General features: G+C 62.7%; 29 protein-coding genes and 1 pseudogene. 9 read left to right on the top strand and 21 right to left on the bottom strand.

What is annotated here, in order from left to right:
• Nucleotides 1-17 precede the first annotated feature (17 nt).
• On the bottom strand, nucleotides 18-668 hold the full coding sequence (locus tag D6B98_RS03120) for a hydrolase (RefSeq protein WP_126255457.1): 651 nt from the start codon (nucleotides 666-668) through the stop codon (nucleotides 18-20).
• A gap of 315 nt (nucleotides 669-983) precedes the next feature.
• On the opposite strand from D6B98_RS03120, the gene D6B98_RS03115 reads away from it, so the two are divergent.
• Nucleotides 984-1,799, top strand: a complete 816-nt coding sequence (locus D6B98_RS03115; protein ID WP_126255456.1) for an alpha/beta fold hydrolase — start codon at nucleotides 984-986, stop codon at nucleotides 1,797-1,799.
• A gap of 13 nt (nucleotides 1,800-1,812) precedes the next feature.
• On the top strand, nucleotides 1,813-2,445 hold the full coding sequence (locus D6B98_RS03110) for a hydrolase (protein ID WP_126255455.1): 633 nt from the start codon (nucleotides 1,813-1,815) through the stop codon (nucleotides 2,443-2,445).
• A 16-nt stretch (nucleotides 2,446-2,461) separates the two neighbouring features.
• Here D6B98_RS03110 and D6B98_RS03105 read toward each other — a convergent pair whose 3' ends face one another.
• Nucleotides 2,462-3,103, bottom strand: a complete 642-nt coding sequence (locus D6B98_RS03105; protein ID WP_245481224.1) for a helix-turn-helix domain-containing protein — start codon at nucleotides 3,101-3,103, stop codon at nucleotides 2,462-2,464.
• A gap of 60 nt (nucleotides 3,104-3,163) precedes the next feature.
• Between D6B98_RS03105 and D6B98_RS40745 the strand changes: the two genes are divergently transcribed.
• Both D6B98_RS40745 and D6B98_RS03100 read left to right on the top strand, forming a co-directional pair.
• Nucleotides 3,164-3,430: a hypothetical protein gene (locus D6B98_RS40745; protein WP_245481222.1), complete on the top strand. Its 267-nt coding sequence runs from the start codon at nucleotides 3,164-3,166 to the stop codon at nucleotides 3,428-3,430.
• Nucleotides 3,431-3,650: 220 nt separating this feature from the next.
• A complete protein-coding gene (locus D6B98_RS03100) occupies nucleotides 3,651-4,640 on the top strand; it encodes a LysR family transcriptional regulator (RefSeq protein ID WP_126255453.1) in 990 nt (329 codons plus the stop codon).
• On the opposite strand, the gene D6B98_RS03095 is transcribed toward D6B98_RS03100, so the two are convergent.
• Nucleotides 4,574-5,497 (bottom strand): ring-cleaving dioxygenase, encoded by a 924-nt coding sequence (locus D6B98_RS03095; protein WP_164718355.1) that lies wholly within the window; start codon nucleotides 5,495-5,497, stop codon nucleotides 4,574-4,576. The two genes, D6B98_RS03100 and D6B98_RS03095, sit on opposite strands and share 67 nt — an antisense overlap.
• Nucleotides 5,498-5,780: 283 nt before the next feature.
• Here D6B98_RS03095 and D6B98_RS03090 point away from each other — a divergent pair, with 283 nt between their 5' ends.
• Entirely contained in the window at nucleotides 5,781-6,146 is a 366-nt protein-coding gene (locus tag D6B98_RS03090) for an alpha/beta fold hydrolase (RefSeq protein WP_245481221.1), read from the top strand.
• Here D6B98_RS03090 and D6B98_RS03085 read toward each other — a convergent pair.
• The 12 genes and pseudogenes from D6B98_RS03085 to D6B98_RS03030 all read right to left on the bottom strand — a co-directional run.
• Nucleotides 6,076-6,404, bottom strand: a pseudogene (locus D6B98_RS03085) (Gfo/Idh/MocA family protein); the annotation flags it as partial. The gene D6B98_RS03090 and the pseudogene D6B98_RS03085 sit on opposite strands and share 71 nt — an antisense overlap.
• A gap of 6 nt (nucleotides 6,405-6,410) precedes the next feature.
• Nucleotides 6,411-6,860, bottom strand: coding sequence for a type II 3-dehydroquinate dehydratase (aroQ, locus tag D6B98_RS03080; protein WP_126255452.1), 450 nt, complete (start codon nucleotides 6,858-6,860; stop codon nucleotides 6,411-6,413).
• A 14-nt stretch (nucleotides 6,861-6,874) separates the two neighbouring features.
• Nucleotides 6,875-7,621 carry an amino acid ABC transporter ATP-binding protein gene (locus tag D6B98_RS03075; protein ID WP_126255451.1) on the bottom strand — a complete coding sequence of 249 codons (747 nt, stop codon included), beginning with the start codon at nucleotides 7,619-7,621 and terminating at the stop codon, nucleotides 6,875-6,877.
• Between the two features lie 57 nt (nucleotides 7,622-7,678).
• Nucleotides 7,679-8,506 carry a transporter substrate-binding domain-containing protein gene (locus tag D6B98_RS03070; protein ID WP_126255450.1) on the bottom strand — a complete coding sequence of 276 codons (828 nt, stop codon included), beginning with the start codon at nucleotides 8,504-8,506 and terminating at the stop codon, nucleotides 7,679-7,681.
• Nucleotides 8,507-8,557: 51 nt separating this feature from the next.
• Nucleotides 8,558-9,214, bottom strand: coding sequence for an amino acid ABC transporter permease (locus tag D6B98_RS03065; protein WP_126255449.1), 657 nt, complete (start codon nucleotides 9,212-9,214; stop codon nucleotides 8,558-8,560).
• Nucleotides 9,215-9,224: 10 nt separating this feature from the next.
• Entirely contained in the window at nucleotides 9,225-9,893 is a 669-nt protein-coding gene (locus D6B98_RS03060) for an amino acid ABC transporter permease (RefSeq protein WP_126255448.1), read from the bottom strand.
• 51 nt (nucleotides 9,894-9,944) lie between these two features.
• Nucleotides 9,945-10,799: a shikimate dehydrogenase gene (locus D6B98_RS03055; protein ID WP_126255447.1), complete on the bottom strand. Its 855-nt coding sequence runs from the start codon at nucleotides 10,797-10,799 to the stop codon at nucleotides 9,945-9,947.
• A gap of 15 nt (nucleotides 10,800-10,814) precedes the next feature.
• On the bottom strand, nucleotides 10,815-11,642 hold the full coding sequence (gene aroE / locus D6B98_RS03050; protein WP_126255446.1) for a shikimate dehydrogenase: 828 nt from the start codon (nucleotides 11,640-11,642) through the stop codon (nucleotides 10,815-10,817).
• Between the two features lie 3 nt (nucleotides 11,643-11,645).
• The gene (locus tag D6B98_RS03045) at nucleotides 11,646-12,887 is read right to left on the bottom strand and encodes a CaiB/BaiF CoA transferase family protein (protein WP_164718354.1); all 1,242 of its coding nucleotides are present in this window, start codon (nucleotides 12,885-12,887) and stop codon (nucleotides 11,646-11,648) included.
• On the bottom strand, nucleotides 12,884-13,354 hold the full coding sequence (locus D6B98_RS03040) for a MaoC family dehydratase (RefSeq protein WP_126255445.1): 471 nt from the start codon (nucleotides 13,352-13,354) through the stop codon (nucleotides 12,884-12,886). Before D6B98_RS03040 ends, D6B98_RS03045 begins: the two co-directional genes overlap by 4 nt.
• 13 nt (nucleotides 13,355-13,367) lie before the next feature.
• Nucleotides 13,368-13,754: a VOC family protein gene (locus D6B98_RS03035; protein WP_126255444.1), complete on the bottom strand. Its 387-nt coding sequence runs from the start codon at nucleotides 13,752-13,754 to the stop codon at nucleotides 13,368-13,370.
• Nucleotides 13,755-13,758: 4 nt separating this feature from the next.
• On the bottom strand, nucleotides 13,759-14,703 hold the full coding sequence (locus D6B98_RS03030) for a ketopantoate reductase family protein (protein ID WP_126255443.1): 945 nt from the start codon (nucleotides 14,701-14,703) through the stop codon (nucleotides 13,759-13,761).
• A gap of 102 nt (nucleotides 14,704-14,805) precedes the next feature.
• Here D6B98_RS03030 and D6B98_RS03025 point away from each other — a divergent pair, with 102 nt between their 5' ends.
• From D6B98_RS03025 to D6B98_RS03010, 4 genes are all read left to right on the top strand, one after another.
• The gene (locus D6B98_RS03025) at nucleotides 14,806-15,786 is read left to right on the top strand and encodes a LysR family transcriptional regulator (protein ID WP_126255442.1); all 981 of its coding nucleotides are present in this window, start codon (nucleotides 14,806-14,808) and stop codon (nucleotides 15,784-15,786) included.
• 190 nt (nucleotides 15,787-15,976) lie between these two features.
• Complete coding sequence (locus tag D6B98_RS41870; protein ID WP_126255873.1) at nucleotides 15,977-16,228, top strand: LysR substrate-binding domain-containing protein; 252 nt, start codon at nucleotides 15,977-15,979, stop codon at nucleotides 16,226-16,228.
• Nucleotides 16,228-16,722, top strand: coding sequence for a Gfo/Idh/MocA family oxidoreductase (locus tag D6B98_RS03015; RefSeq protein ID WP_205680438.1), 495 nt, complete (start codon nucleotides 16,228-16,230; stop codon nucleotides 16,720-16,722). The genes D6B98_RS41870 and D6B98_RS03015 overlap by 1 nt, the downstream gene beginning before the upstream one ends.
• A gap of 186 nt (nucleotides 16,723-16,908) precedes the next feature.
• Nucleotides 16,909-17,769 (top strand): alpha/beta hydrolase, encoded by an 861-nt coding sequence (locus D6B98_RS03010; RefSeq protein ID WP_126255441.1) that lies wholly within the window; start codon nucleotides 16,909-16,911, stop codon nucleotides 17,767-17,769.
• A gap of 117 nt (nucleotides 17,770-17,886) precedes the next feature.
• On the opposite strand, the gene D6B98_RS03005 is transcribed toward D6B98_RS03010, so the two are convergent.
• From D6B98_RS03005 to D6B98_RS02980, 6 genes are all read right to left on the bottom strand, one after another.
• Entirely contained in the window at nucleotides 17,887-18,243 is a 357-nt protein-coding gene (locus tag D6B98_RS03005; protein ID WP_245481219.1) for a Rieske (2Fe-2S) protein, read from the bottom strand.
• Nucleotides 18,236-18,940 carry an ABC transporter ATP-binding protein gene (locus tag D6B98_RS03000; RefSeq protein WP_164718352.1) on the bottom strand — a complete coding sequence of 235 codons (705 nt, stop codon included), beginning with the start codon at nucleotides 18,938-18,940 and terminating at the stop codon, nucleotides 18,236-18,238. The genes D6B98_RS03005 and D6B98_RS03000 overlap by 8 nt, the downstream gene beginning before the upstream one ends.
• Entirely contained in the window at nucleotides 18,933-19,715 is a 783-nt protein-coding gene (locus D6B98_RS02995; protein ID WP_164718351.1) for an ABC transporter ATP-binding protein, read from the bottom strand. Before D6B98_RS02995 ends, D6B98_RS03000 begins: the two co-directional genes overlap by 8 nt.
• Nucleotides 19,715-20,761, bottom strand: coding sequence for a branched-chain amino acid ABC transporter permease (locus D6B98_RS02990; RefSeq protein WP_126255437.1), 1,047 nt, complete (start codon nucleotides 20,759-20,761; stop codon nucleotides 19,715-19,717). The genes D6B98_RS02995 and D6B98_RS02990 overlap by 1 nt, the downstream gene beginning before the upstream one ends.
• Entirely contained in the window at nucleotides 20,758-21,630 is an 873-nt protein-coding gene (locus D6B98_RS02985) for a branched-chain amino acid ABC transporter permease (protein WP_164718350.1), read from the bottom strand. Before D6B98_RS02985 ends, D6B98_RS02990 begins: the two co-directional genes overlap by 4 nt.
• A 69-nt stretch (nucleotides 21,631-21,699) precedes the next feature.
• Entirely contained in the window at nucleotides 21,700-22,854 is a 1,155-nt protein-coding gene (locus tag D6B98_RS02980) for an ABC transporter substrate-binding protein (RefSeq protein WP_126255436.1), read from the bottom strand.
• Between the last annotated feature and the right edge of the window lie 13 nt (nucleotides 22,855-22,867).

Here is a 22,867-nt window from a genome sequence, read left to right as displayed (position 1 = left end):
CCGCGATTGGAGGAAGTTCAGCCGGCTTTCGCGCCTCCTTCGGAGGCGTGTTCTCCGAGCGCCCATTTCGAGAAGCGGATCTGGATTCCGTAAGGCGAATGCGCGCGTTGAATGTCCATCATGCCTTCGTAGGTCTCGCTCCGCGCCCAGTCCTGCTGAAGCTCGTAGGCGTATTGCGACGAGGTGATGGGGACCGCTCCTGCCTGGATGGCGCGCTCCATGGCGCGGTTATGGGCTTCGAGGGAGAGGTCACCGCAGGCATCGGCGGCAATGTAGATCTCGTAACCCTCCTTGAGCATGTCCAGGGTCGGAAAGATCACGCACGCCTCGGTCCAGAGACCGGCCAGCACGAATTTCTTGCGACCGGTGGCAGCGACCGCCTTGCGGAAGTTTGCGTCGAGCCAGGAGTTCATCGACGTGCGGTCGATGATGTCGTGCTTCGGAAACAGCGAGGTGACTTCCGGCATGAAGGGCCCGGAGAAGGAATCCCTGGCCACCGTGGTCAGCACGGTCGGGATTTTGAAAAGCTTGGCGGCCTTTGCCAGGATCTGGACGTTGTTAACCGTGACCAGGCGGTCATGCGATTGAACGCCCTGGAACATGGCCGGCTGATAGTCGATCAGCGCGATGGCGCTGTTGTCGGGGGTAAGCATATCGAGTTTCGACATCGAGAAGTTCTCCTTGCGATCGGCATAGGCGATCGAGCGAAAGGGGATGGGGCAAGCGGCTGCATCGTGACCCTGAACGCCGGCCAACGCTTGGACGATTTCGTCGTCGCTTGGATTTCGGCCCGATGATCGTTCAGGTGCGGCGAATTGCCGAGCGTATGTCCGCTGCGCCGGTCGGAGATCGCCAGCATGTCCAAACGACGCGCAGATCGTGCAAGCCAATCCGCGCATCATCCGCGACCTTACGCGCAGGAGGGGACGAACGATCGCGCAGAATGTCGTTCGGTCCTCATCATTTCGTCAGAGGAGCGAACGATGGCCTTGCTAGAATTGCGGGACGGCACCGAGCTTTATTACAAGGACTGGGGAAGCGGAAAGCCGATCCTGTTCAGCCACGGCTGGCCGCTCAGCGCGGACATGTGGGACGCGCAGATGCTTTTCTTCGCCGAGCGTGGTTATCGGACAGTGGCGTTCGACCGCAGGGGCTTCGGCCGGTCGAGCCAGCCCTGGACGGGCTATGACTACGACACCTTCGCCGATGACATCGCTGACGTCGTCAAGCATCTCGACCTGAAAGAGGTGACGCTGGTCGGATTCTCCATGGGCGGCGGAGACATCGCGCGCTATGTGGCGCGCCACGGAACGTCGCGGGTCGCCAAGTTCGTCCTGATCAGCGCCGTGACTCCTCTCTTCATCAAGACCTCGGACCATGACGGTGTCGACAAGTCGGTGTTCGACGGCATCAAGGCCGGCTTGGTCAAGGACCGCGCGCAGTTCCTCGACGACTTCAGCCCCCTCTTCTACGGCACGAACCACGGCATGAAGGTATCGCAAGGTGTATTCAAGCAGACCCTCCAGATCGCGCTTCAGGCGTCGGTCAAGGCGACGATCGATTGCGTGACCGCGTTCTCGGAAACCGACTTCCGGCCCGACATGGCCAAGATCGACGTACCCACTTTGGTGATCCACGGCGAGGACGATCAGGTCGTGCCGTTCCCCTACACGGGCAAGCTGGCCGCCGAGATGATCAAGGGCGCCAAGCTGAAGATTTATCCGGGCGCTCCGCACGCGACGGCGACGACGCATGCCGACCAGGTCAACGCAGACCTCCTTGCGTTCCTGAAGGCCTAGCCGGAGAAAGTCGATGGCCACGGATCCACTTCATCTGCTCGAGCCCAAGGACTGCGCCCTGCTCCTGATCGACCAACAGGCCGGCCTGGCTTTCGGAGTGGGCTCGATCGACCGGCAGGCTCTCATGAACAACGTTGTCGCGCTCGCGAAGACCGCGACGGTGTTCGGCCTGCCTGTCGTCGCGTCCACCTCGGCGACGAAAGTGTACAGCGGGCCGCTGATGCCGGCGGTCAAGTCGGCGCTTCCCAGCGTCGAACCGATCGACCGGCGCAGCATGAACGTGTGGGAAGACGACAAGACGCGCGAGGCCGTCCTCGCCACCGGTCGAAGCCGCTTGATCGTTTCGGGCCTGCTGACCGAGGCATGCGTGACGTTCGCGGTGCTTTCGGCGCTGTCAGCCGGCCTGGAGGTCTATGTCGTCGGCGACGCCTGCGGAGGGCTGACGACTGCGAGCCACGAACTGGCTCTCGGCCGGATGCAGGCCGCCGGCGCCCGCCTCACGTCCTGGATCCAGGTTCTGCTCGAGATGCAGCGCGATTGGACGAGGCATGAAACCTACGATGGCGCACGTGCCATCGTCGAATCTCACGCCGGAGGCTACGGGATCGGCCTGGCCTACGCCCGCGAGATGATCCGACCAGCTTAAGACAGGGTCGCTCGCGTCAGCCCTCGGAGCGGGCCCTTCGCCAGGCTCCGGGGCTGGCCCCCACATTGCGGGAAAACACCCTGGTGAAGTAGCTCTGGTCGCCAAAGCCGCAGATCAGCGCAATGTCGGCAAGCGGAAGCTTCGTGCACAGCATCAGGCGCTTCGCCTCGTCGATGCGAAGCTGGGACAGGAATTCGTGCGGTGCAACGCCTGTGCTGCGCCGGAACGACCTCGCGAAGTGGCTCGGCGTCAACTTGCATTCCGCGGCGACGTCGGCAATCGTGAGATTGCTGGCGAGACGCGCTCGCATGATTTCCTTGGCGCGACGCTCCTGCCAGGGAGCAAGGCCTCCACCCGCAGCTTTTTCTTGTGGGCGCATTCCGCCGTAGGTCTGGGCGAAATGGGCCAGGACACTCAACCCGATCTGATCGACGAAGAGCTGATTGCTCGTCGGATCCTGCTCCACCGCACTGAGCAGAACGCTGGACAGCGTCGACAGGAAAGGATCGCGCTGATCCCTGCTCCATTTGAGTGTCGAGACCGGCTTGGCTCCGTGCTCGCGAGCGAACTCGTCGAGGGCCGTCTGCGGCACGTAGTATTGGACGGCATCGAACGGGCCCTTGAACTCACATTGGGGGTTGTCCATCAGGTTGATCACGCTGACGCTCCCCGCACCGAAAGCTCCCGAATATCTCGGTCGTCCGGCGAGCCAGCAGGAATGCCGATCGAGGTCGCCGAGCTGTTGCAGGATGCTGTAGGCCGGCTCGGAAGGAATCGCCGCGGTCCGCTCCCGAATGAATTGGGAGCATGTCAGCCGGGTCATCGCCAGCGCCAATTGCCCTTCGCGCTTGATGCGCAGCAGGCAGTCGCCCTCCATTCCCAGGTGCTGGCTGAGGCGACGACCATAGAAGCCGCCCGCCGTACTATCAGACTCTTCCATCATCCGGGTATTCAAAGCTATCCACCGTTGGATATGCCGCCATAGTGAATCCGAAGAACGACGTACAGATCACGTCCGCCGCACCGATTTTTCCTCATAGAGCAATAGTCGCCCCCCGTTCAAGTCACCGATCCGACAGCGATGCGCTAGCCGGAAAACGGATCGCAAAAGGAAACGATGATCCAGCATAGGTGACATTTACCGGACTTGATAATCCGCTCTAATTCCACTTTATCTGTGAAACGATTTCATAGATGGATACGCGATGGATAATCGCATCGGCGAAATGCAGGTCTTCCTCCGTGTGGTGGAAGCCAACAGCTATTCGGAGGCGGCTCGTCGGCTGTTGATGACGCCGTCCACCGTCAGCAAGCTCATCGGAAGAATCGAGACACGACTCGGTGTCAGACTGTTCGAGCGTTCGACGCGGCGGCTGTCGCTGACGTCCGAGGGTCGGATGTACCACGAGAAGAGCCTTGCGCTCCTGGCCGAACTCGACGGCATCGAACGCGGCATTTCTCGGGGCGCAGCGGCAGCGGGCGGAACGATCCGGGTCAATACCACCGTATCCTTCGGCATTCTCGGCCTTGAGCCGCTGCTCCCTGCCTTTTGGCAAGCTCATCCCGAGATCGTGGTCGATATCTCACTCTCGGACGAAATCGTCGATCTTTACCTCGACCGGACCGATATCGCCTTCCGCGTCGGCCCCTTGCAGGCCTCCGCGATGGTCGCCCGACGCATCGGGGTCGTCAAAAGAAGGATCGTTGCGTCTCCAGACTACATCGGTCGCCTGGGTGAGCCGAAGAGGATCGAGGATCTTTCACGTCACAATTGCCTGGGATTCAATTTCCGACGCTCTGCCCCGGTCTGGCCTCTGAAGGAGAGCGGGCGAATTGTCGACCGCGCAATCAGCGGCTCGCTGCTTGCAAACAACGCACAGAGCCTGCGGCGAATGGCAATCGCGGGCATCGGCCTCGCAAGGCTCGCCGATTATCACGTTCGCGACGACATATCGGCTGGCCACCTGGTCGAAGTGCTCGAGGGCACGGCAGGCGACGAAGAGCAAATACACGCGCTTTATCACGGCGGACCGCGGCTGCCCTTACGCGTGCGAGCATTCCTTGACTTCATGTGCCCACGGCTGACCGATTTCATGGAAGGCCGGGCTCGCGTTGAGCGACAGGCAATTCACGTGAGCGGGGGCAGGATCGCCACGACTTCGGCGCGACGCTCTTCGAGAAAGGCGGGAAGCTGAAGTTGCTGGCCCAGCTGCTCCGGCGCCTCGTCGACCGCGAATCCCGGGCCGTCGGTCGCGATCTCGAAAAGCACGCCGCAAGGTGCGCGAAAGCCGACCGCATTCAGGTAGGTTCGCTCGATGGGATCGCTCACCACGATGCCGTACGCAGATTGGAGTTTCTCGACCATCGCCGATCGATCGTCCAGATTGCTCGCGCGGAAGGCGACGTGCCGGATGGTGCCCCCGCCGAGGCGCCCCCGCGAAGACTTTCCGATCATGCACAAGGTGATCGTCCCGCCCGGACCGTCATGAGCCACGAAGCGCATGGCGCCGTTTCTCTGGGAGACCAGCTGGAAATCGAAAACCTTCTGAAGGATGTCGATGGTCTCGTCCTCCTCGCGGACGTTCAGCGTGACGCCATGAAGGCCGCGTAACGCACGATCGGCCGCGGCATTTTGGCCGGTTATCGCTGGCAGCTTTTCCCACGTCTCGACCAGAGACAGCGCCGTGCCATCGGGATCGGCAAAGCAGAGCATGCGCTCGCCGAAAGGCGACACGTCCAATCGATTGGGGACCCCCGAGGCGTTGAGCCGATCCACCCACCCATCGAGCGAATCCGGTGCGACGCGGAAGGCGGTCTGCACGACCTCGCCGACGCCGCTCAGCCCCGGCGTCACGCAATTCCAGGCGAGCGTACTGATCACGGCGCCGGGATTGCCGATATCGTCACCGTAGTACACGTGGTAACTGCCGGGATCGTCATAGCAGACGGTCTTCTTGACCCGCTTGAGGCCCAGCACACCCGCGTAGAAATCAGCGGCGCGGCGCACGTCGCCGATGATCGCTGTAACGTGATGAAGTCCCCGTGCGTTCACGCAGTTGCTGCCTAATCCTCGGTCCCGAGGCCGTCCGCTCGGAGCACCATGTCCGCCGCGCTGGTCCTCGTTCTCCCTCCGGTTGCTGCTCGTTCCGGACAGACAACCCCGAACACCATCGCGCGTCTTGGACTTTCTCCCGATCTTGGAACCGCCGCCAGGGTAAAATTCGGTACCTAACCCAGCGTTCCCGCAGCTGCAGTGAAGCAATCGTGCAAAACGCCGTGAAAACCTGCAACCGGCTTGACGAAGGATCGCGCCCGGAAACCTCGCACCCCGCGGCATGAGATCGGTGACCACCAGTCGTCGAACAACCTGCCGGGCAAACGGCATCCGCCAGTTCTACCTGGAGGCCGGGGCCGGCCCCCCCGATCGTGCTGTTGCACGGCTTCCCGGAGACCAGCTTCGCCTGGCGTTTCCAGATACCGGCGCTTGCCCCCACTACCGGGTGATTGCGCCGGACCTGCGCGGATACGGCGAGACCGACAAGCCGCCGAACGGCTACGACAAGAGAACAATGGCCAACGACATCGTCGAGCTCCTGAAGACGCTCGGGGTCGGGCGTTTCGCATTGGTCGGAGCCGGCCGCTATCGATCTCCGCCTTGGCGCGCTGGATCATCGGGTTGTGGCGGCGATGATGGCCGGTGAGCAGCGGCACGCCCACACGCTCGGAGGCTTCGACCAACGCCTGTGCAGCCACGACGTCATCCGCTAACGGCTTCTCGATCAGCGCCGGGATGCCTGCAGCGATACAATCCATGCCGTTGGCCACGTGCATCTGGTTGGGGGTGGCGCCGGATCGACGATCGACGACAGTACCGCCTCCGGCCGCGCGAGAATGTGCTCGATATGTCGCCTGCCGATGAGACCTGCTCCCATCACCGACAGGCGGACGGGTGCACTCATAGGATACTATCCCTTTTTCTCGTCAAGCAGCTTGGCGACACGGCGCAAGCCGAGCAGATAACCCTGAGTGCCGAAGCCGGCGATGACCCCATCTGCCCGTTTGGAGACAAACGAGTGGTGGCGGAATTCCTCGCGCTTGTGCACGTTGGAGATATGCACCTCGATCACTGTCCCCTCGAACGTATTCAAGGCATCCAGGATGGCGACGGACGTATGGGTGAAAGCCGCGGGATTCATCACGATACCGGCAGCCGTCTCACGCGCCTCGTGGACCCAGTCGATCAGCTCGTATTCCCTGTTGGATTGATGAAAGCGAATCTCCAGGCCAAGCTCCTTGGCGAGCGCCCGGCAATCCCGCTCTACGTCCGCAAGCGTCTCGTGACCGTAGATGTGGGGCTGGCGCTTGCCGAGCAAATTGAGATTTGGCCCGTTCAGGACATAGACAAGACGACTCATGGAAGAAGCTCCGTTCAGTGATGGGCAAGGATCTCGCCGAGGAACTGCCTGGTGCGGGCGTGCTGTGGATTGCGGAAGAAGGCGTCGGGCGCGCCTTCTTCAATGATCTGGCCTTCAGCCATGAAGATGACGCGATCGGCAACCTGACGGGCGAAGCCCATCTCGTGGGTGACGCAAATCATGGTCATACCGTCATTGGCGAGGCCGATCATCGTATCGAGCACCTCCTTGACCATTTCAGGATCGAGAGCCGAGGTCGGTTCGTCAAACAGCATCACCTTGGGCTGCATGCAGAGCGCGCGCGCGATCGCGACGCGCTGTTGCTGACCGCCCGAAAGCTGAGCCGGATACTTCTCGGCCTGGTCACCAATGCGCACGCGCTCGAGATATTTTCTCGCGGTCGCCTCCGCCTCGGTTTTGCCGATGCGGCGCGCGCGGATAGGCGCGAGCATGCAATTCTGCAAGACCGTCATATGCGGAAAAAGGTTGAAGCTCTGAAAGACCATGCCGACGTCCTGACGTACGACATCGATAGCCTTGATGCTGTCGTCCAGCCGATGGCCGTTCACCACGATAGTGCCCTGCTGGATCGGCTCCAGTCGGTTGATACAGCGGATCAGCGTCGACTTGCCTGAACCGGACGGACCGCAGAGCACGATCTTCTCGCCCTTGCGCACGGTGAGATCGACGTTGCGGAGAGCCTGGTACCCGCCGTACCACTTCTGCACGCCCTTCATTTCGATCAGGATCTGGTCCTGCATGCTGGTCTCCCCCGTTGGGCGGCGGCCAACGCAGATCGCGTCGGCCGCTCGCAGTGGCTACTGGACGGTGAAGGGAACGCCCGGGACAGAATCGGGGAAGACCGGCACCGGGACCTTCATCCATTTGGCGTAGAAAGTGGCCAACTTGCCGTTCGACTTGATCTGGTCGATGAATGTGTTGACCGTCTCGTTCCACTCCTTGTCGCCCAGGCGTGTGCAGGCCCCGTTGTACAATGCGGTGAAGTGAAGCTTGGGCCCGAAGCCAAGTTCCGGCTTTGCCGCGTTGAGACGCTGGGGATAAAACAAGTTCGCACCGACTGCCTGGACCTGGCCGGAGAGCAGCGCCTGGATCGTGGCCGCGTCATCGTCGAACCTGCGGATCTCGGTCCCGGGCGGGGCGTTGTTGGTCACTTGAGTATCCTGCGTGGAAGACCTGGGAACGCCGATGACGAATTTGCCCATGTCGGCATTGCTGTTGATCGGGGTCGCCTGGGCGGCGACAAGCGTGATCTCGTTGGCGACATAGGGCTTGGAATACTGCACCGCCTTTGCGCGCTCGGGCAGCATGGCCATGGTTGCGAACAGAATGTCGACGCGGCCTGTGGTCAGCGCCGGAATGCGATTGGCCACCGCCAGCGGGACGAACTCGGCCTTCACCCCGAGATATTCGGCGAAGGCGCGGCCCATGTCGGCATCGATGCCATCCTGCTTTCCCGAGCTATCGACATAGCCCCAAGGCGGATTGTCGCCCTGAATGCCGATGACGACGACGCCCTTCTTCTTCACGTTTTCCAGTGTGCCCGCCTGCGCTTTGCCGGCGAGAGCGATGGCCCCGAGCGTCAGCACGGCAATGCCGAACTGGCGACGATTGATTGAAAACAACATGGACTTCCTCCTCCTGGTGATGGCTTCTTTGATTGGGCAGGTGCGCCGTTCCTACCTCTGATTGGCCAGGGCGAGCCTGGCCTCCATCCGACTGCCCCACCACGACAGTGGCCAGCAGAGGATGAAATACATCGCGCCGACCACGCCGAAGACGAGCAGCGGCTGAAAGGTCTGGTTCGAAACGATCTGACCGGCGCGGGCAAGCTCGATGAAGCCGACGATGGCGGCGAGCGAGGTGCCCTTGATGAGCTGAACGAGATAGCCGATGGTCGCCGGCAGCGAGATGCGGATCGCCTGCGGCAGCACGATGTCGCGCATCCGCGACGAATAGTGCAGTCCGAGCGCCATCGCCGCTTCGCTCTGGCCGCGCGGCACGGCCTGGATCGCGCCGCGCCAGATCTCGCCGAGAAAGGCTGAGGCGTTCACGGTGAAACCGATCGCGACCGCGACGAAAGCGTCGAGCTTCAGCCCGGTCAGTGCCAATCCGTAATACACGACGAAAAGCTGTAGCAGCAGCGGCGTACCCTGGAATATCCCGATGTAAATGCGGGTGATCCATTCCACGCTCCTGTGACCACAGGTGCGCAGCAATGCAACGGCCAGCCCCGCCGTGCAGCCGCCCGCAAACGCGACCAGCGTCAGCAGCACCGTCCATTGCAGCCCACGCAACAGGAAGCCGAACTCGGGAAGGCCAAAATGCGGTGTCATGATCTCCCCCTCAGCGTGTCGGATATGAGAAGAAGCGGTGAGAGACGACCGCGAAGCCCAGCATCAACAGCCAGGAGATCGCGAGGTAGAGGAAGGTGACGGAGAAGTAGACTTCGAAGCTGCGGAACGTGTCGCTTTCGATGCGCTGTGCGACCGACGTCAATTCGAAAGCCGATACGGCCGAACAGATCGATGAGGTCAGAGTCAGCATGATGAACTGACCCGTGAGCGAGGGGTAGATCGCGCGAAGCGCGGGCTTGAGCACGATGAAGCGGAATACCTGCCCTTTGTGCAGGCCGAGCGCGTAGCCGGCCTCCACCTGTCCCGTGTGAATGGACTGCACCCCGCCGCGGATGATCTCGATGGCATAGGCGCCGCCATTGACGCCGAGCGCGATGATCGCCGTGGCGGTCGGATTGAGCTTCAATCCGATCAGCGGCAGGGCGAAGAACAGAAAGAAGATTTGCACCAGGAAGGGCGTATTGCGCACGATCTCGACGAAGCCGATCACGAGGGCGCGCAACCAGGCCGCCTTCGAATCGCGTGCCGCAACGCCGGCAACGCCGATGATCATCGCGAGCGTCATTCCGGCAAGCGCGAGGCTCAACGTACCCACGCAGCCCCACAGCAGCGCAGGCATTGCATGCCAAACCACCGAGAAATCGAGCGTGTAGCCCATCTTGCGTTTCCTCTCGGGCGTTGTGCGTGCCGCTCGCCCATCGGCCGGGTGTCACCCTCCCAGGGATGCAAAAGTCGCGAAGAAGACGTCTGGATCAGGTGAGATGCCCGTGAACAGGCGGAATGCTTCTGTGCCCTGGAAGATCGCCATGCCACCGCCATCGACGGTACGGCAGCCGAGGCTACGTGCCGCGCGCAGCAGTGCGGTTTCCAGCGGGAAGTAGACGATTTCGGCGACCCACAGATCGGGACGCAGCAAGGCCGCCGGCAGCGGCGTGCCCGGATATTTGTCCATGCCGATCGGCGTCGCGTTGACGATGCCCTGGGCGGCAGCGACGGCCGCCGCGACGTCATGCCCGGCCCTCAAGCGTCCCTCTGCAAACCGAGGCGACAGGCTATCCACCAAGCTCTGCGCCTTGGCCGCGTCGACGTCGATGACGGTCAGTTCCTGCACGCCGAGCTTCATCAGCGCGAAAGCGACCGCCGCGCCGGCACCACCCGCGCCGAATTGGACGACGCGACCGAGGGGCGCACCTTGCATGTTGCGGCGAAAGTTCTCGGCGAAGCCGAACCAGTCGGTGTTGTGGCCGGTCATATGGCCATTCCTGTAGACCACGGTGTTCACGGCACCGAGCGCCTCCGCATCGGGCGAGAGCTCGTCCAGGAGTGGAAGGATCGCCTGCTTGCAGGGATGGGTCACGTTCAACCCGTCAAAGCCCATCCACCTTGCGGCCGTGAGCAATTCGGGCAAGGCCTCCGCACCGAGCTTCAACTCGGTCAGATCGATCTTCTTGTAGAGATAGCGGATGCCGGCGGCGTCAGCGGCCGCTTCGTGCATTGGCGGGGTGCGGGACGCAGCGATGCCGCTGCCGATCAGGCCGACGAGGAAGCTGGGTTTTGGATGCATGCCCGGCATCACCCGTCAGCTCAATGGAACGGTCAGCTCGGCGATGACCTGAGCCGTGCTCGGTCGAACGCCGCGCCACCAGGCAAACGCTTCCGCTGCCTGCTCGACCAGCATGCCGACACCGTCGGCCAGTTTGGCAGCGCCTTCGGCGCGGGCCGCTCGCAGAAAGGGGGTCAGCCCTTTGCCGTAGGCGAGTTCGTAGGCCAGCTCCGCGCCGCGGAAGACATTGCCTGGAAGCGGCGGCATCTCACCGCGCAGGCTGGCCGACGTCGCATTGACGACGATGTCATAGCCCTCGGCAAGATGGGCCAGTTCAGCATAGCCGCTGACGATCAGGGGGCCACAGCCGGCAAACTCTTCGGCCAATGCCACCGCTTTCGAGAGCGTTCGGTTGACCAGAACCAGCTCGGACGGCTGCTGGCGCAGGAACGGCAGCAGCGCACCACGCGCTGCTCCCCCAGCGCCGAGCATCAGGACGCGCCGGCCGGCCATCTTGACGCCGAGATTGACGGTGATGTCACGCACCAGGCCGATGCCGTCGAAATTCTCGGCAATGATCCGACCGCCCTCGAACTTCAGGCAGTTTGCGGCGCCTGCTCGCCTGGCGTTCTCCGACAGCTCGTTTGCGTAAGCAAATGCATCGAGCTTGAACGGGGCGGTGATGTTCAGCCCCTTAGCGCCCGCCGTCCGGAATTGATCGACCCGTTCGTTGAAGCCATTGAGGGGTGCCTCGATGGCCTCGTACACGAGGTCCTGTCCCGTCATCTTGGCGAACGTGCCATGGATAAGGGGTGATTTGCTGAAGCCGATCGGATTGCCTATCACTGCATAACGATCGCTCACGGCTCACTCCTGCACGGCGGCTTCGTTGTAGAGGACGCCATCGCGCACCATCACCTCGACGAGCTCGGCCGACAGACCCAGCGAGGCGGCGATGCGACGATTGTCCTGGCCGAGCAGTGGCGCCGGCGTCCGCACCGTGGTGTCGCAGTCTGAGAAGCGGAAAGGCAGGTTCGGCAACGTCACCTTGCCCAGCACGGGATGCTGCTGCTCGACCAGCATGCCGCGCGCGTGGATCTGCGGATCCTTTACGACCTCTTCAATTGTCTGCACGGGAGCGGACGGCACACCTGCTTCCTCGAGCGCGGCAAGACAGGCATCCCGGGACGGCTGCGACAATGTCCAGTTGCGCACGATGTCCATCGCTTCGGCATAATGGGCGTTGCGCGCGGCAGGTGTGGTGAAGCGTTCGTCGGACGCCAGGCTGCTTCCTCCGATCAGCATCGCCAAGCGCCGCCACGCGTCATCGACTTGCGCGGCGATGACAAGATTGCCGTCCTTGGCCGGAAAGACGCCGTAGACGGTCGAATCCGGCTGGCCGCTGCCGGTCTGCTTCGGCAAGTCGGTACCGCCGGAGAGGAAGTAGCGCTGAACCGCATAGTCGTGCATCGAAACCATGCAGTCGTACAGCGCAAGATCGATATGCTTGCCGCGCCCAGACGACACGCAGCCGACCAGCGCCGCATTGATGGCAGCCACACCGTGAATGCCGGTATACATGTCGGCCAGCGGCATCCGCAGTAGCGGCGGCGCTTCGCCGGGGGAGCCCAGTTGCGCCAGGGCGCCCGACATCGCCTCCGCGATCAGGCCGAAGCCCGGACGGTCGGCATAGGGACCGGTGTGGCCATAGGCGGAGACCGAGCAGTAGATCAGTTCGGGATTCCGCGCCGCCAGCGCCTTGTAGCCGAGCCCGAGGCGATCGAGCGCGCCGGGGCGGTAATTCTCGATGAAGACGTCTGCTGTGTCGACCAGCTTCATCATCATGTCGAGACCGCGCTTATCGCGCAGATCGATGCACAATCCCTGCTTGCCCATGTTCTGCTGCAGGAAGTAACCGGATTGTCCGTCCTTGAAATAGCCATGGGCGCGGCCCGCATCGCCTTGCTTCGGACGCTCCACCTTGATGACCTCAGCGCCCATCGCAGCTAAGCAACGGCCCATGAACGGGCCTGCCAGGAAATGGCTGTAGTCGATGACGCGAATGCCTTTGAGGGGCAGATCCTGGAGCGGCAGATCTTGTGCGGTCATGCCTGCTCTCCTGCTGTGTTGGTCTTCGGGCGCATTGGAATCATCAGCCGATGCTCACCGAGCTGCACCACTTCGCCGCGCTGGTTGATCAGCTCCGAGGGCAGCACCACGATGCCCCACCCATCACGCTTGGTAGTGCGCATCGAGCCGACGCGGAACTTCACGTGCACGGTGTCGCCGAGCTTGATCGGCAGCTTGAAATCCCACGTCCACCCCAGCGACATTCCCGGAAGGAAGCGGTAGTCTGCCCGGGTTTTCAAACCATCGGCGAGGGACAAGCCGAACAGCCCATGCGCGACGCGCGTGCCGAAGGGTGTGGTTTTGGCGTATGCCTCGTCGACATGAACAGGCGTGAAATCACCCGTCAGTTCGGCATAGGCATTCACCATCGCTTCCGTGACCGTCACCGCGGGGGTCACGCATTCGTCACCAACCTTGGCATCGTCCCAGTAGCGTGCATCGGTCATATCGCGTCTTCCTCTAGGCACGGGGATTGATCGCAAGAGCGGCTTCCACGGCGCCCGCGCTGGCTTGCAGGATCTCGATGTTCAGGCCGCCCGGCAGTTCGAGCCAGTTCGGGCCGGCGGGCAGCGCTTTGGCGCCCCAGGCGGCCGCACGGGCGAGCACGCCTTCGTAATCGTCGACCATGATGCCGAGATGGGCGAGACGCCCCTCCGGTCCGGCAAAATGCGGATCCTCGATCAGTTGCACGCTTCCGAGCACCCACACCTGGCGCGGGCGCGCGCCGTCGGCGGGTTGCTCGTCGCGAATGGTAAGACCAAGCACCTCTCGAAAGAAGCCGACGTGATGATCGACATCAGGCACGCGGATCGCAACGTGTTCGACGTAGGCGCGAGGCAACGACATCGTCTCAGGCCTTTCCCGGATAATCGCTGCGGGCGTATTCGATGCCCTTGACCAGCGCGACGAGGGTCGCGTTGACGGGGGTCGGCACGTTGAGCTTGGCGCCCCAACGCACGACCGAGCCGTGGATGTAATCGACCTCGGTCAGGTTGCCGGATTGCAGGCTCTGCAACATCGAGGTCTTGAACTCGGGCGGGAGTCCGGCAGAGGCCATGGTCCAGGCCCGGCGCGGATCGGCGATCGAGATCTTCACGCCGGCCGCTTGAGCGACCGCGATGCCCTCCGAGATCGCGGCCAGCGCGCAATCTTCCAGGATCGGCAGCGAATAGAGCCCGCCATAGGTCAGCCCGGTAACGGCGGTGATTCCTCCTCCGGCAACGTTGATGAACAACTTGTCCCACATCGTGCCCAGGATGTTGTCGCTGAGCAGCGTCAGAATGCCGGCACGATTGAAAGTTTCGGAGATTCGCTGTGCGCGTTCCGTCAAGCGTCCATCGAGCTCGCCGATGATGGTTTCCTTGCCGACGACGCCGGAGCGAACATGGCCCGGGCCGAGCAGCACGCCGCCAACGTAGGTCTTGCCTGCCATGACCCTGTTACGACCAACTTCCTCCGAAAGGATGTCTTCGTGGCCAAGGCCGTTTTGAAGCGACATCACGACCGTCTGCGGTCCGATGACCGGCGCTGCAGCCCGGATCGCGTCCCGCGTGTGATAGGACTTGACGAGGACGATGACGAGGTCCGCCACGATGCCGACCTGCGCCGCTGAGGTGCAGGCGGAGACCTTCACGACGGTCTCGGCGTCCCCCTCGAGCATCCGCAGACCATCGGCATTGATCGCGTCGACATGAGCCTGGAACGGATCGATCAGCCAGACCTCGGCGCCACCGCGCGCCAGCGTGCCGCCGATGGTCGAGCCCAGGGCTCCCGCTCCGATAAAGCAGATCCTCATCCGAACGCTTCTCCCTCGCCGATTTTGGCGTTGGAAGCGTGCTAGCAGGCTGCGTGATATTTGGATATGCTATGATCCTTATAACCATTATTGCAGATCGCAATGAAGTACCGGGACCTTTCCGAGACGAACCTGCTGGAGCCGCGCCTGCTTCGGCTGTTTGACGCATTGTTCGCGACCGGCAGCGTCACCAAGGCAGCCGAGAGGCTAGGTCAAAGCCAGCCGACCATTTCGATCTGGCTGGCGCGCCTGCGAAAGGAGTTGGACGATCCGCTCTTCATCAGGTCAGCAGAGGGAATGCTGCCGACTCCGCGCGCCGAGGCTCTCATCGGCACGGCCAGACAGGCGTTGGAGATGCTGCGGCGGCTGGCGGAGCTTCGTTCCGAGTTTGATCCGGCGACTGCAAAGCGCCGCTTCGTCATCTGCATGACGGATGCGAGCCACGTCACGCTGCTTCCGGCCATCCTCGCCCACGTTCGCAGCGTTGCGCCGGGCATTCGCATCGAGGCGGCGCAGATCGGCGGCGATACCCCACGAATGCTGCAGTCCGGCGAGGCCGATCTGGCGCTCGGCTACATCACCGATCTCGACGCTGGACACTTCCAACAGGCACTCTTTCCGCAGGATTGGGTCTGCCTGGCAAACGCAAAACATGCCCGGATCCGCGACCGCATCACCGCAAAGGATTTCAGGCGCGAGGCGCACGTCCTCATTCGCTCCGGCACCGGACATCAATTGCTCGCGGATGCGCTGAGGGAGCAGCAGATCGCCCTTGATGTCGCACTCGAGCTGCCCGGCTTCCTGGGGCTACCCGCAATCGTCGGGACGACCGACCTGATCGCCACCCTGCCGAGGCACATCGGCGAAACATTGGCTCACTATTACGGACTGCGCGTGCTCGATTGCCCGCTGGCGATCGCCGGCTTTACGGTCAAGCAATATTGGCACGCCCGCTTCCACCACGACCCGGCGAGCCAATGGTTGCGTGACCTGTGCGGGGAGCTCTTTCAACAGCAGGAGGTGCGGGGTCTACATCGTTCCGGTCGGCCAAAGAAACGAAGGCCACGCGATTTGCCGTCGTAGTCGAGCGTCTTGAGGGCGGAAGCTACGTTCGGTTTGCGCAAAAAGGCTGCCGATGTCATGTGTCCGGGCCACGAAGCTTCGGCTGGTGATTGAGGCAAGGCAGCCGTCCGCGACCCCGACGCTGATCATTTTCGAAAGGTGAAGTCACTCAAGACATCTATGTGCAACCGCGGATCAGCGTGCCCTTACGATTCATCGGTTGGTGCTCAACGGCGCAGGCGTCGGAGTAATCTCGTGCTACCTCTGCGCTCCCGACTTGGAGGCAGGGCGGCTGGTTCACCTGTTGCCTGCATGGAGCTCCGCCCCAGTAGTTGTAAATCTTGTCTTCCCAGGTCGGCGTGAACTCACGCCTGCGGTACGCGCCTTCGTGGACTATCTTAAGGCATCCAATCCCCCAGGCATGCACTGGCAAAATAATACTATTCCACCATTGAAGCAGTGATGGCAATTAGCGGCAGGGCCGAGAGTGCGGACCTGTCGACCTTCGTGGAGGGCAGACAACTCGAAGACAATGCGCACATACTGCTGCGTTTTGAAGGCAATACACGCGGGATGCTGTGGGCCAGCCAAGTTGCCGTCGGCTGCGAGAATGGTCTGCAGTTGCGTGTGTATGGCGACAAGGCCGGGCTTGCGTGGCGCCAGGAAACTCCAAACCAGATGTGGTTCACGGAGTTTGGCAGACCCAAGCAACTTCTCACGCGAGCCGGCGCCATCGCCGGTGACGCTCCGCCGATCCAGGTGCGATTGCCGAGCGGTCATCCCGAAGGTTATCTCGAAGCGTTCGCGACGCTTTACAGTGAGTTTGCTCAGCTGATCCGCTCCGGAGACGTCGCCTGTCCCGACCTGCCATCGCTCGCCGACGGAGCTGAAGGAATGGAATTCATTGCTGCCGCCGTCCGCTCGAGTAACAACAAGAGCATGTGGACAAGCCCCTGAGCGAGGTCTAAGGCGCGCGGGTAGATTCGGGAGAACTCATGACGCGCATCAGTGGATCGCGGCTACACCGCTGCCCGCCGCAAATCATCGGCTTGGTCTTGAACTTGACATGTTGAGCTCAATTGCCCTTGAAAGGCCGGCGCAAATTGGACAAGAGTGCCATCGAGGGGCCGCGTTGGAGCGATTATGGTTGAGAATGTTCATTCGACAAGTCGGGCGCTCGACCCCCGTTCCGCATGGTCCGGGCTCTCCCAGGCAGAACGCAACGCTGCCTATGACAACAACGCGGCCGTCAAGAACAGCGCGGCCCTGATCGCCGAACGGAACGAAGCCTCCAGCAGGGTGCGAGGCACGCTGAAATCCCATCTCGATCTGGCTTACGGTCAGCGGGCGAACAACAAGATCGACCTCTACCCGGCCGCCAGGCCTGAGGCGCCGTGCCTGGTGTTCCTGCATGGCGGCTACTGGCAGCGCAATTCGCGCGAATTGTTTGCCATGCTCGTCGAGGGCATCGCCGCCCATGGCTGGTCGGTTGCCATTCCCGGCTACTCGCTGGCGCCCGAGGTGTCCCTCACCGACATCGTCGCCGAAGTTCCGCGCGCGCTCGACTGGCTTGCAGCCAATGGCGCGACCTACGGCGTTGCGGGGCCGGTCGTCCTGTCGGGTTGGTCGGCCGGCGCCCACCTCGTCGCGATGGCGCTGAACCATCCGGGTGTCCACGCGGGATTGGCGATCTCAGGCGTCTACGAGCTCGCACCAATCCGCGATACCGGCCTCAACGACGCGCTGAAGCTGACGGACGCGGAAATCGCCGCGCTGTCGCCGTTGCGCCTGCCCGTCACACCGAAGCGTCTCGACATCGCTTATGGCACCAACGAGCTGCCGGCACTTATTTGCGATTCGATCAATCTCCACGACAAGCGCGCGGCGGCGAAGGCGCCCGGCAAGCTCATTCCGGTCGACGGCGCCGACCATTTCACCATTCTCGAGGCCCTGCGACGGCCAGACGGGGTCCTCGTCGGCGCGGTCCACCGGTTGCTGGAATAAACTGCGAAAACAACCCCATGCACAGTAGAATGGCGTTGTTTTTAAAGGCGAATTTTGTAGGCAAGTCGACGGGGTCGATCATTCTGACCCGTCGGGCAAACCAGGGGCATGATGCCATCATCGCGGCGCTTGCCGCTCCCGGGCCTCCACGCAGATTTGCTGGCCCGTGATCCGTATGGCGTAAAGTCGCAACGGCGGGCTCGACCATCCCGGATTGATTGCCCCGTCGCGCAAATCGAACGATGCCGCGTGACGCGGACAGAACAGCCGGCCTGCTCTCACCTCTCCGAGAGCCAGATCAGCTTGTTCATGCGGACAGGCGCGGTCGCATGCGGCGACATCGCCATCGTTCCAGATCACGAGCAGGTCGAGGCCTCCGACGTTGACGCGAACGATCGTCTCGGCTCTCAGGCGGTCGAGATTGCAAACCGGCGTCCAGCCCAAGCCGGCTGAACCGGCGGCATCATCATCCACCGAGATAGGCCTTTCGCACATGCTCGTTCGCGATCAACTCGGCACCGGCGCCGGACAGCACGATGCGGCCACTCTCCAGCAGATAGGCGTAGTCACACATCTCCAGCGCGGCGAACGCATTCTGCTCGACCAGCAGCACCGTGGTTCCGGCATCGCGGATTCCGCGGATGATCGCAAAAGTCTGCTCGACGATGTTGGGCGCGAGCCCGAGCGAGGGTTCGTCGAACATGATCAACCGCGGCCGCGACATCAGCGCCCGGCCGATCGCGAGCATCTGCTGCTCGCCACCCGACAGGGTACCCGCGGCTTGCCGGCGCCGCTCTGCGAGCCGCGGAAATTCCGCGTAGATGCGGTCGCGGTCGGCCGCGATCTCACCCGAACCACGACGAAGGTAAGCTCCCATGTCGAGATTTTCTTCGACGCTCATGTGCGGAAACACACGCCGGCCTTCCGGACAATGTGCAATTCCGCTGGCGAGCACGCGCGGAGGTCTTGCCCCGGTGATGTCGATTCCCTCGAACCGCATTTGCCCTTCGCGCGGTGGCACGAGCCCGGAAATTGCGCGCAGGGTCGTGCTCTTGCCAGCGCCGTTCGCGCCGATCAGCGCGACGAGCTGCCCGGCCTTCACGTCGATCGAGATGCCGCGCAGCGCGGTGACGCCGCCATAGCCACACACCATGTCCCGTATCTCAAGCACGGGCAGCTCCATGTCCGAGATAGGCCTCGATCACCGCGGGATCGTTGCGGATCACGTCCGGCGTCCCTTCGGCGATGATGCGGCCGTAATTGAGCACCACGATGCGGTCCGAGACGGTCATCACCATCGGCATGTCGTGCTCGACCAGGAGAATCGTGATGCCTCGGTCGCGGATGCTGCGGATCAGTTCGACGAAGCGGTGGGTCTCCGAGGCGTTCATGCCCGAGACGGGCTCGTCGAGCAGCAGCATCGACGGTTCAGCCGCGAGCGCCAGCGCGACGCCGACCAGCCGCTGCTCCCCGTAGGACAACGAGCCGGCCGCGTCATGGGCGCGGCGTTCGAGCCCGACCCATTCGATCAATTCGCTCGCGCGCTGCCGCAGCATCCGCTCCGAGGCACGCGCGCCTGGCAAACCGAGGAGGGAGTCGATCAGCCGAACCCGGCCCTGTCGATGCAGGCCGATCAGGAGATTGTCGTAGACGGTGTCGTTCGGGAATACGCTGGTGCGCTGGAAGGTCCGGACCAGGCCGAGATCGGCAATCTCATGCGGCTTCAGGCCAGCGAGCGCAGTGTTGCGGTAAGTCACGCGGCCCGCGCTCGGCGTCAGGAAGCCGGTCATGACATTGAAGGCCGTCGTCTTCCCGGCCCCGTTCGGCCCGATCAGGCTGACGATCTCGCCCTCGCCCACGGTGAAGCTCATGTCTGAGATCGCGACCAGACCGCCGAAGCGAACCGCGACCTTGTCGATGGTCATGGCAACGCTGCGCGCCGTCATCACGCCGGCTCCTTGGCAGCTGTCTCCGTGAGAGCCACCGGGGCCCGCGCCGACGTTCTGCCCAGCCGACGGCCAAGTCGCTGCGTGAGCGACGGCACGATTCCGCGCGGCAGCAAGAACAGAATCGCAATCAGCACGCCGCCATAGGCGATCCATTGCGCTTCCGGCGCCATGACCGGACGGAGCACAACCGGCAGAAGCCCGAAAATCAAGCCGCCGACGACCGGCCCAGCCAGCGAGCCCTTGCCGCCGCTGATCACCATGATCACCATGGTGACTGTGTTGATGAAGGCGAAAACCTCGGGGTCAATGATCCTGATGTAATGGGCATAGAGGCTGCCGGCCGCACCCGCGATCGCAGCCGAGATCACCGCGGCGATCGTCAGAGTCCTGGTGACGTCGATCCCGACCGAGATCGCGAGCGTCTCGTTTTCCATCAGTCCCCGCATCGCACGGCCGAAATGGGAATGAACGAGGCGCGCGATCAGAAGATAGGCGATGAGTGCCACCACCAGCACGAGGTAGTAGTTGTGCATCTTGGTGCGAAGGGTGAATTCACCAAAGCCGGGCAAAGGCAACGCGATCGACGGGATGCTGGTCAGCGCCAGGGGGCCCTGAGTCAGCTCGACCCAGTTCAGCGCAACCAGCCGGACCACCTCGGCAAACGAGATCGTCACGATGACGAAATAGGCGCCCCGGACGCGGAACGAGAGCAGCCCGACGAAATAGCCGCACAAGCCGGCGACCACGACCGCCAGCACGAAGCCGGCGATCGGCGGCCAGGGCATATGGACCAGACGGAAGTCTCCGGGCAGGCCGACATCGAAGCCGAGCGAGGTCAGTGCGCTGACATAGGCGCCGATGCCGAAGAAGGCAATGTGGCCCAGACTGAGCTGGCCGGTGAACCCGAGCAGCAAGTTCAGGCTCATCGCACCGATAATGAAGATTCCGGTCGTGATCAGCGCGTTGAGAAGGTAGGGATCGCGCAGCCAGAGCGGGACCGAGGCAAGCGCCGCGACGGCGACAATGGTGCTGATTGCTCTCATCCGACGCGCTCCGCCCGCGCGAACAGTCCGGTCGGCCGAAAAATCAACACCGCGATGATGATCAGAAAACCCATGGCGTCGCGGTAGCCGGAGGAGACATACCCGGCTCCGAGCTCCTCGGCGAGCGCCAGGATGAAGCCGCCGATCACCGCCCCGGTAATGTTGCCGAGCCCGCCCAGGATGACGATGGCGAAGGCCTTGACGGCGGCGAGGTCGCCCATCTGCGGGAAGATCACGTAGACCGGCCCGAGCAGAGCGCCCGCGGCGGCGGCAAGGCTGGAGCCGATCGCGAATGTAGATGTGTAGATCATGTCGACGTTGACGCCCATCAGCGAGGCCGTGTCGTGATCCTGGAATGTCGCGCGCATCGCGCGGCCGAGACTCGTTCTGTTGATGAGGAGGTAGGTCACCAGGATCAACAGCGCTGCGGCGATGAGAACGAACAGGCGCAGCCAGGACACCGACACGGGCCCGAGCACCAGGGGCGCCTCGGGGAATGGCGTGGCTACCGCTTTTGCGACGCCGCCCCAGATCCACAGCGTGCCCGACTGCATCGCGATCCAGGCGCCGATCATGACTAGCATCGTTGTGTCGATGTCGGAGCCGCGTAACGGCCGCAGCAGGGTCAGCTCGATTGCCGCGCCAAGCAGCCATCCCGCCAGCACGGCAACCGGCAATGCGAGGAAGAAGTTGAGCCCGAGCTGTTGCACCACCATGAACATGACGTAAGCGCCGAACGTGTACAGCACGCCGTGCGTGAAGTTCACGACGTTCATGATGCCGAAGATCAGCGTCAGCCCGATGCCGAGCAGCGCATAGGTGCCGCCGAGCACGAGCATGTTGACGAGATGCTGAAGAAATTCGCTCAAGGCTGTTCCCGCGGGTTTTGGACCTCGCGAGGGCCGCGATGTGCCGCCCTCGCCCGGAATTGACGAAGGCTAGAGCGTCTTCATCTCGATCTTTCCGTCGTTGATCTCGATGAGATAGACGTTCGGCTGGCTCTGTCCGCTCTCTTTGCCCTCGGGACCGGACTTGCGGAACACGATGTCCCCGTTGAGCCCCTTGACCTTGATGTCCCAGAACGCTGCCTTGATCGCCGCCGGCTCGGCCTTTCCGGCCTTCTCGATCGCGGCGGCCACGGTGCGGATGCCGTCATACCCGCGAAAACTCTCGGTGCAGCCGGCGAAGTCGAAACCGCGCTTCTTCCATTCGGAGACGAAATAGTTAGTCGCTTCCGGATTCGGGGTCTTTTCGGGGAACCACGGCAGGAACGTGGTCAGATGCATGGTGCCGTTGGCGGCAGCTCCCGCCTGGGCGATGATCTGGTCGGGATTTTGCGAACCGCCTGTGGTGATGATGCGCTTCTTCAAGCCCAGCGCCGCAGCCTGCTTGAAGATCAGCGTCAATTGATCGACCGCGGTGGTGACGATGACCGTCTCGGAATCCGACCCCTTGATCTTGGACAGCTGTGCGCTCATGTCCTGCGCGCCCTGGTCCATGGTTTCGACGAGGCCGACGGCGATCCCCTTCTCTTTCATCATCTTGCTGAAGTCCTCGGCGGTGCCGCGGCCCCAATCATTGTTGATCACGAGGAAATCGACCTTCTTCAGGGCGAGCTTGTCGACGATGCCCTTGAACGCCGCGGCCTCGATTGCCGAGGGCGGCGAGATGCGGAAGATGAAGGGATTCCCTGTCGTCGTGATCTTGCCCGAGGACGAGGTCTCGACCACCATCGGCGTCTCGTACTCCATCAGCTTCGGCATCACAGCCAGCGTCAGACTGGAGCCCCAGGCGCCCATCAGCACCGGCACCTTGTCGCTGGTAATGAGCTTTTCGGCGACGGCGGCGGCTTCCGTCGGGTTGCTCTTGTTGTCTTCGATCACAAGCTCGATCTTCTTGCCGAGGATGCCGCCCTTGGCGTTGATCTCGTCGGCGGCGATCTTGGCACCATTGACGACGTAGGTACCAGACGCTGCAAAAGCGCCGGTGAGCGGCTCGTTGACGCCGATCTTGATGGTCTGCGCCTGTGCGGCGGCGCCAGCCAAGGCCACTGCCAGCGTGATGGTCGAAACCAGTCCGAGTGCTCGTGTCATATCATCTCTCCAA

The sequence above is a fragment of the Bradyrhizobium sp. LVM 105 genome, from assembly GCF_003957705.1.
Taxonomy (GTDB): Bacteria; Pseudomonadota; Alphaproteobacteria; order Rhizobiales; family Xanthobacteraceae; genus Bradyrhizobium; species Bradyrhizobium frederickii.
Note: the sequence above shows the minus strand (reverse complement) of the source record. Positions and strands in the feature narration are given on the sequence as shown.

What these genes read in the sequence shown, in the direction of transcription:
- D6B98_RS03120 (WP_126255457.1), bottom strand. Translation starts at nt 668, where the DNA reads ATGTCGAAACTCGATATGCTTACCCCCGACAACAGCGCCATCGCGCTG.
- D6B98_RS03115 (WP_126255456.1), top strand. Translation starts at nt 984, where the DNA reads ATGGCCTTGCTAGAATTGCGGGACGGCACCGAGCTTTATTACAAGGAC.
- D6B98_RS03110 (WP_126255455.1), top strand. Translation starts at nt 1,813, where the DNA reads ATGGCCACGGATCCACTTCATCTGCTCGAGCCCAAGGACTGCGCCCTG.
- D6B98_RS40745 (WP_245481222.1), top strand. Translation starts at nt 3,164, where the DNA reads ATGCCGATCGAGGTCGCCGAGCTGTTGCAGGATGCTGTAGGCCGGCTC.
- D6B98_RS03100 (WP_126255453.1), top strand. Translation starts at nt 3,651, where the DNA reads ATGGATAATCGCATCGGCGAAATGCAGGTCTTCCTCCGTGTGGTGGAA.
- D6B98_RS03090 (WP_245481221.1), top strand. Translation starts at nt 5,781, where the DNA reads ATGAGATCGGTGACCACCAGTCGTCGAACAACCTGCCGGGCAAACGGC.
- aroQ (WP_126255452.1), bottom strand. Translation starts at nt 6,860, where the DNA reads ATGAGTCGTCTTGTCTATGTCCTGAACGGGCCAAATCTCAATTTGCTC.
- D6B98_RS03075 (WP_126255451.1), bottom strand. Translation starts at nt 7,621, where the DNA reads ATGCAGGACCAGATCCTGATCGAAATGAAGGGCGTGCAGAAGTGGTAC.
- D6B98_RS03070 (WP_126255450.1), bottom strand. Translation starts at nt 8,506, where the DNA reads ATGTTGTTTTCAATCAATCGTCGCCAGTTCGGCATTGCCGTGCTGACG.
- D6B98_RS03065 (WP_126255449.1), bottom strand. Translation starts at nt 9,214, where the DNA reads ATGACACCGCATTTTGGCCTTCCCGAGTTCGGCTTCCTGTTGCGTGGG.
- D6B98_RS03060 (WP_126255448.1), bottom strand. Translation starts at nt 9,893, where the DNA reads ATGGGCTACACGCTCGATTTCTCGGTGGTTTGGCATGCAATGCCTGCG.
- D6B98_RS03055 (WP_126255447.1), bottom strand. Translation starts at nt 10,799, where the DNA reads ATGCATCCAAAACCCAGCTTCCTCGTCGGCCTGATCGGCAGCGGCATC.
- D6B98_RS03045 (WP_164718354.1), bottom strand. Translation starts at nt 12,887, where the DNA reads ATGACCGCACAAGATCTGCCGCTCCAGGATCTGCCCCTCAAAGGCATT.
- D6B98_RS03040 (WP_126255445.1), bottom strand. Translation starts at nt 13,354, where the DNA reads ATGACCGATGCACGCTACTGGGACGATGCCAAGGTTGGTGACGAATGC.
- D6B98_RS03035 (WP_126255444.1), bottom strand. Translation starts at nt 13,754, where the DNA reads ATGTCGTTGCCTCGCGCCTACGTCGAACACGTTGCGATCCGCGTGCCT.
- D6B98_RS03030 (WP_126255443.1), bottom strand. Translation starts at nt 14,703, where the DNA reads ATGAGGATCTGCTTTATCGGAGCGGGAGCCCTGGGCTCGACCATCGGC.
- D6B98_RS03025 (WP_126255442.1), top strand. Translation starts at nt 14,806, where the DNA reads ATGAAGTACCGGGACCTTTCCGAGACGAACCTGCTGGAGCCGCGCCTG.
- D6B98_RS03015 (WP_205680438.1), top strand. Translation starts at nt 16,228, where the DNA reads ATGGCAATTAGCGGCAGGGCCGAGAGTGCGGACCTGTCGACCTTCGTG.
- D6B98_RS03010 (WP_126255441.1), top strand. Translation starts at nt 16,909, where the DNA reads ATGGTTGAGAATGTTCATTCGACAAGTCGGGCGCTCGACCCCCGTTCC.
- D6B98_RS02995 (WP_164718351.1), bottom strand. Translation starts at nt 19,715, where the DNA reads ATGACGGCGCGCAGCGTTGCCATGACCATCGACAAGGTCGCGGTTCGC.
- D6B98_RS02990 (WP_126255437.1), bottom strand. Translation starts at nt 20,761, where the DNA reads ATGAGAGCAATCAGCACCATTGTCGCCGTCGCGGCGCTTGCCTCGGTC.
- D6B98_RS02980 (WP_126255436.1), bottom strand. Translation starts at nt 22,854, where the DNA reads ATGACACGAGCACTCGGACTGGTTTCGACCATCACGCTGGCAGTGGCC.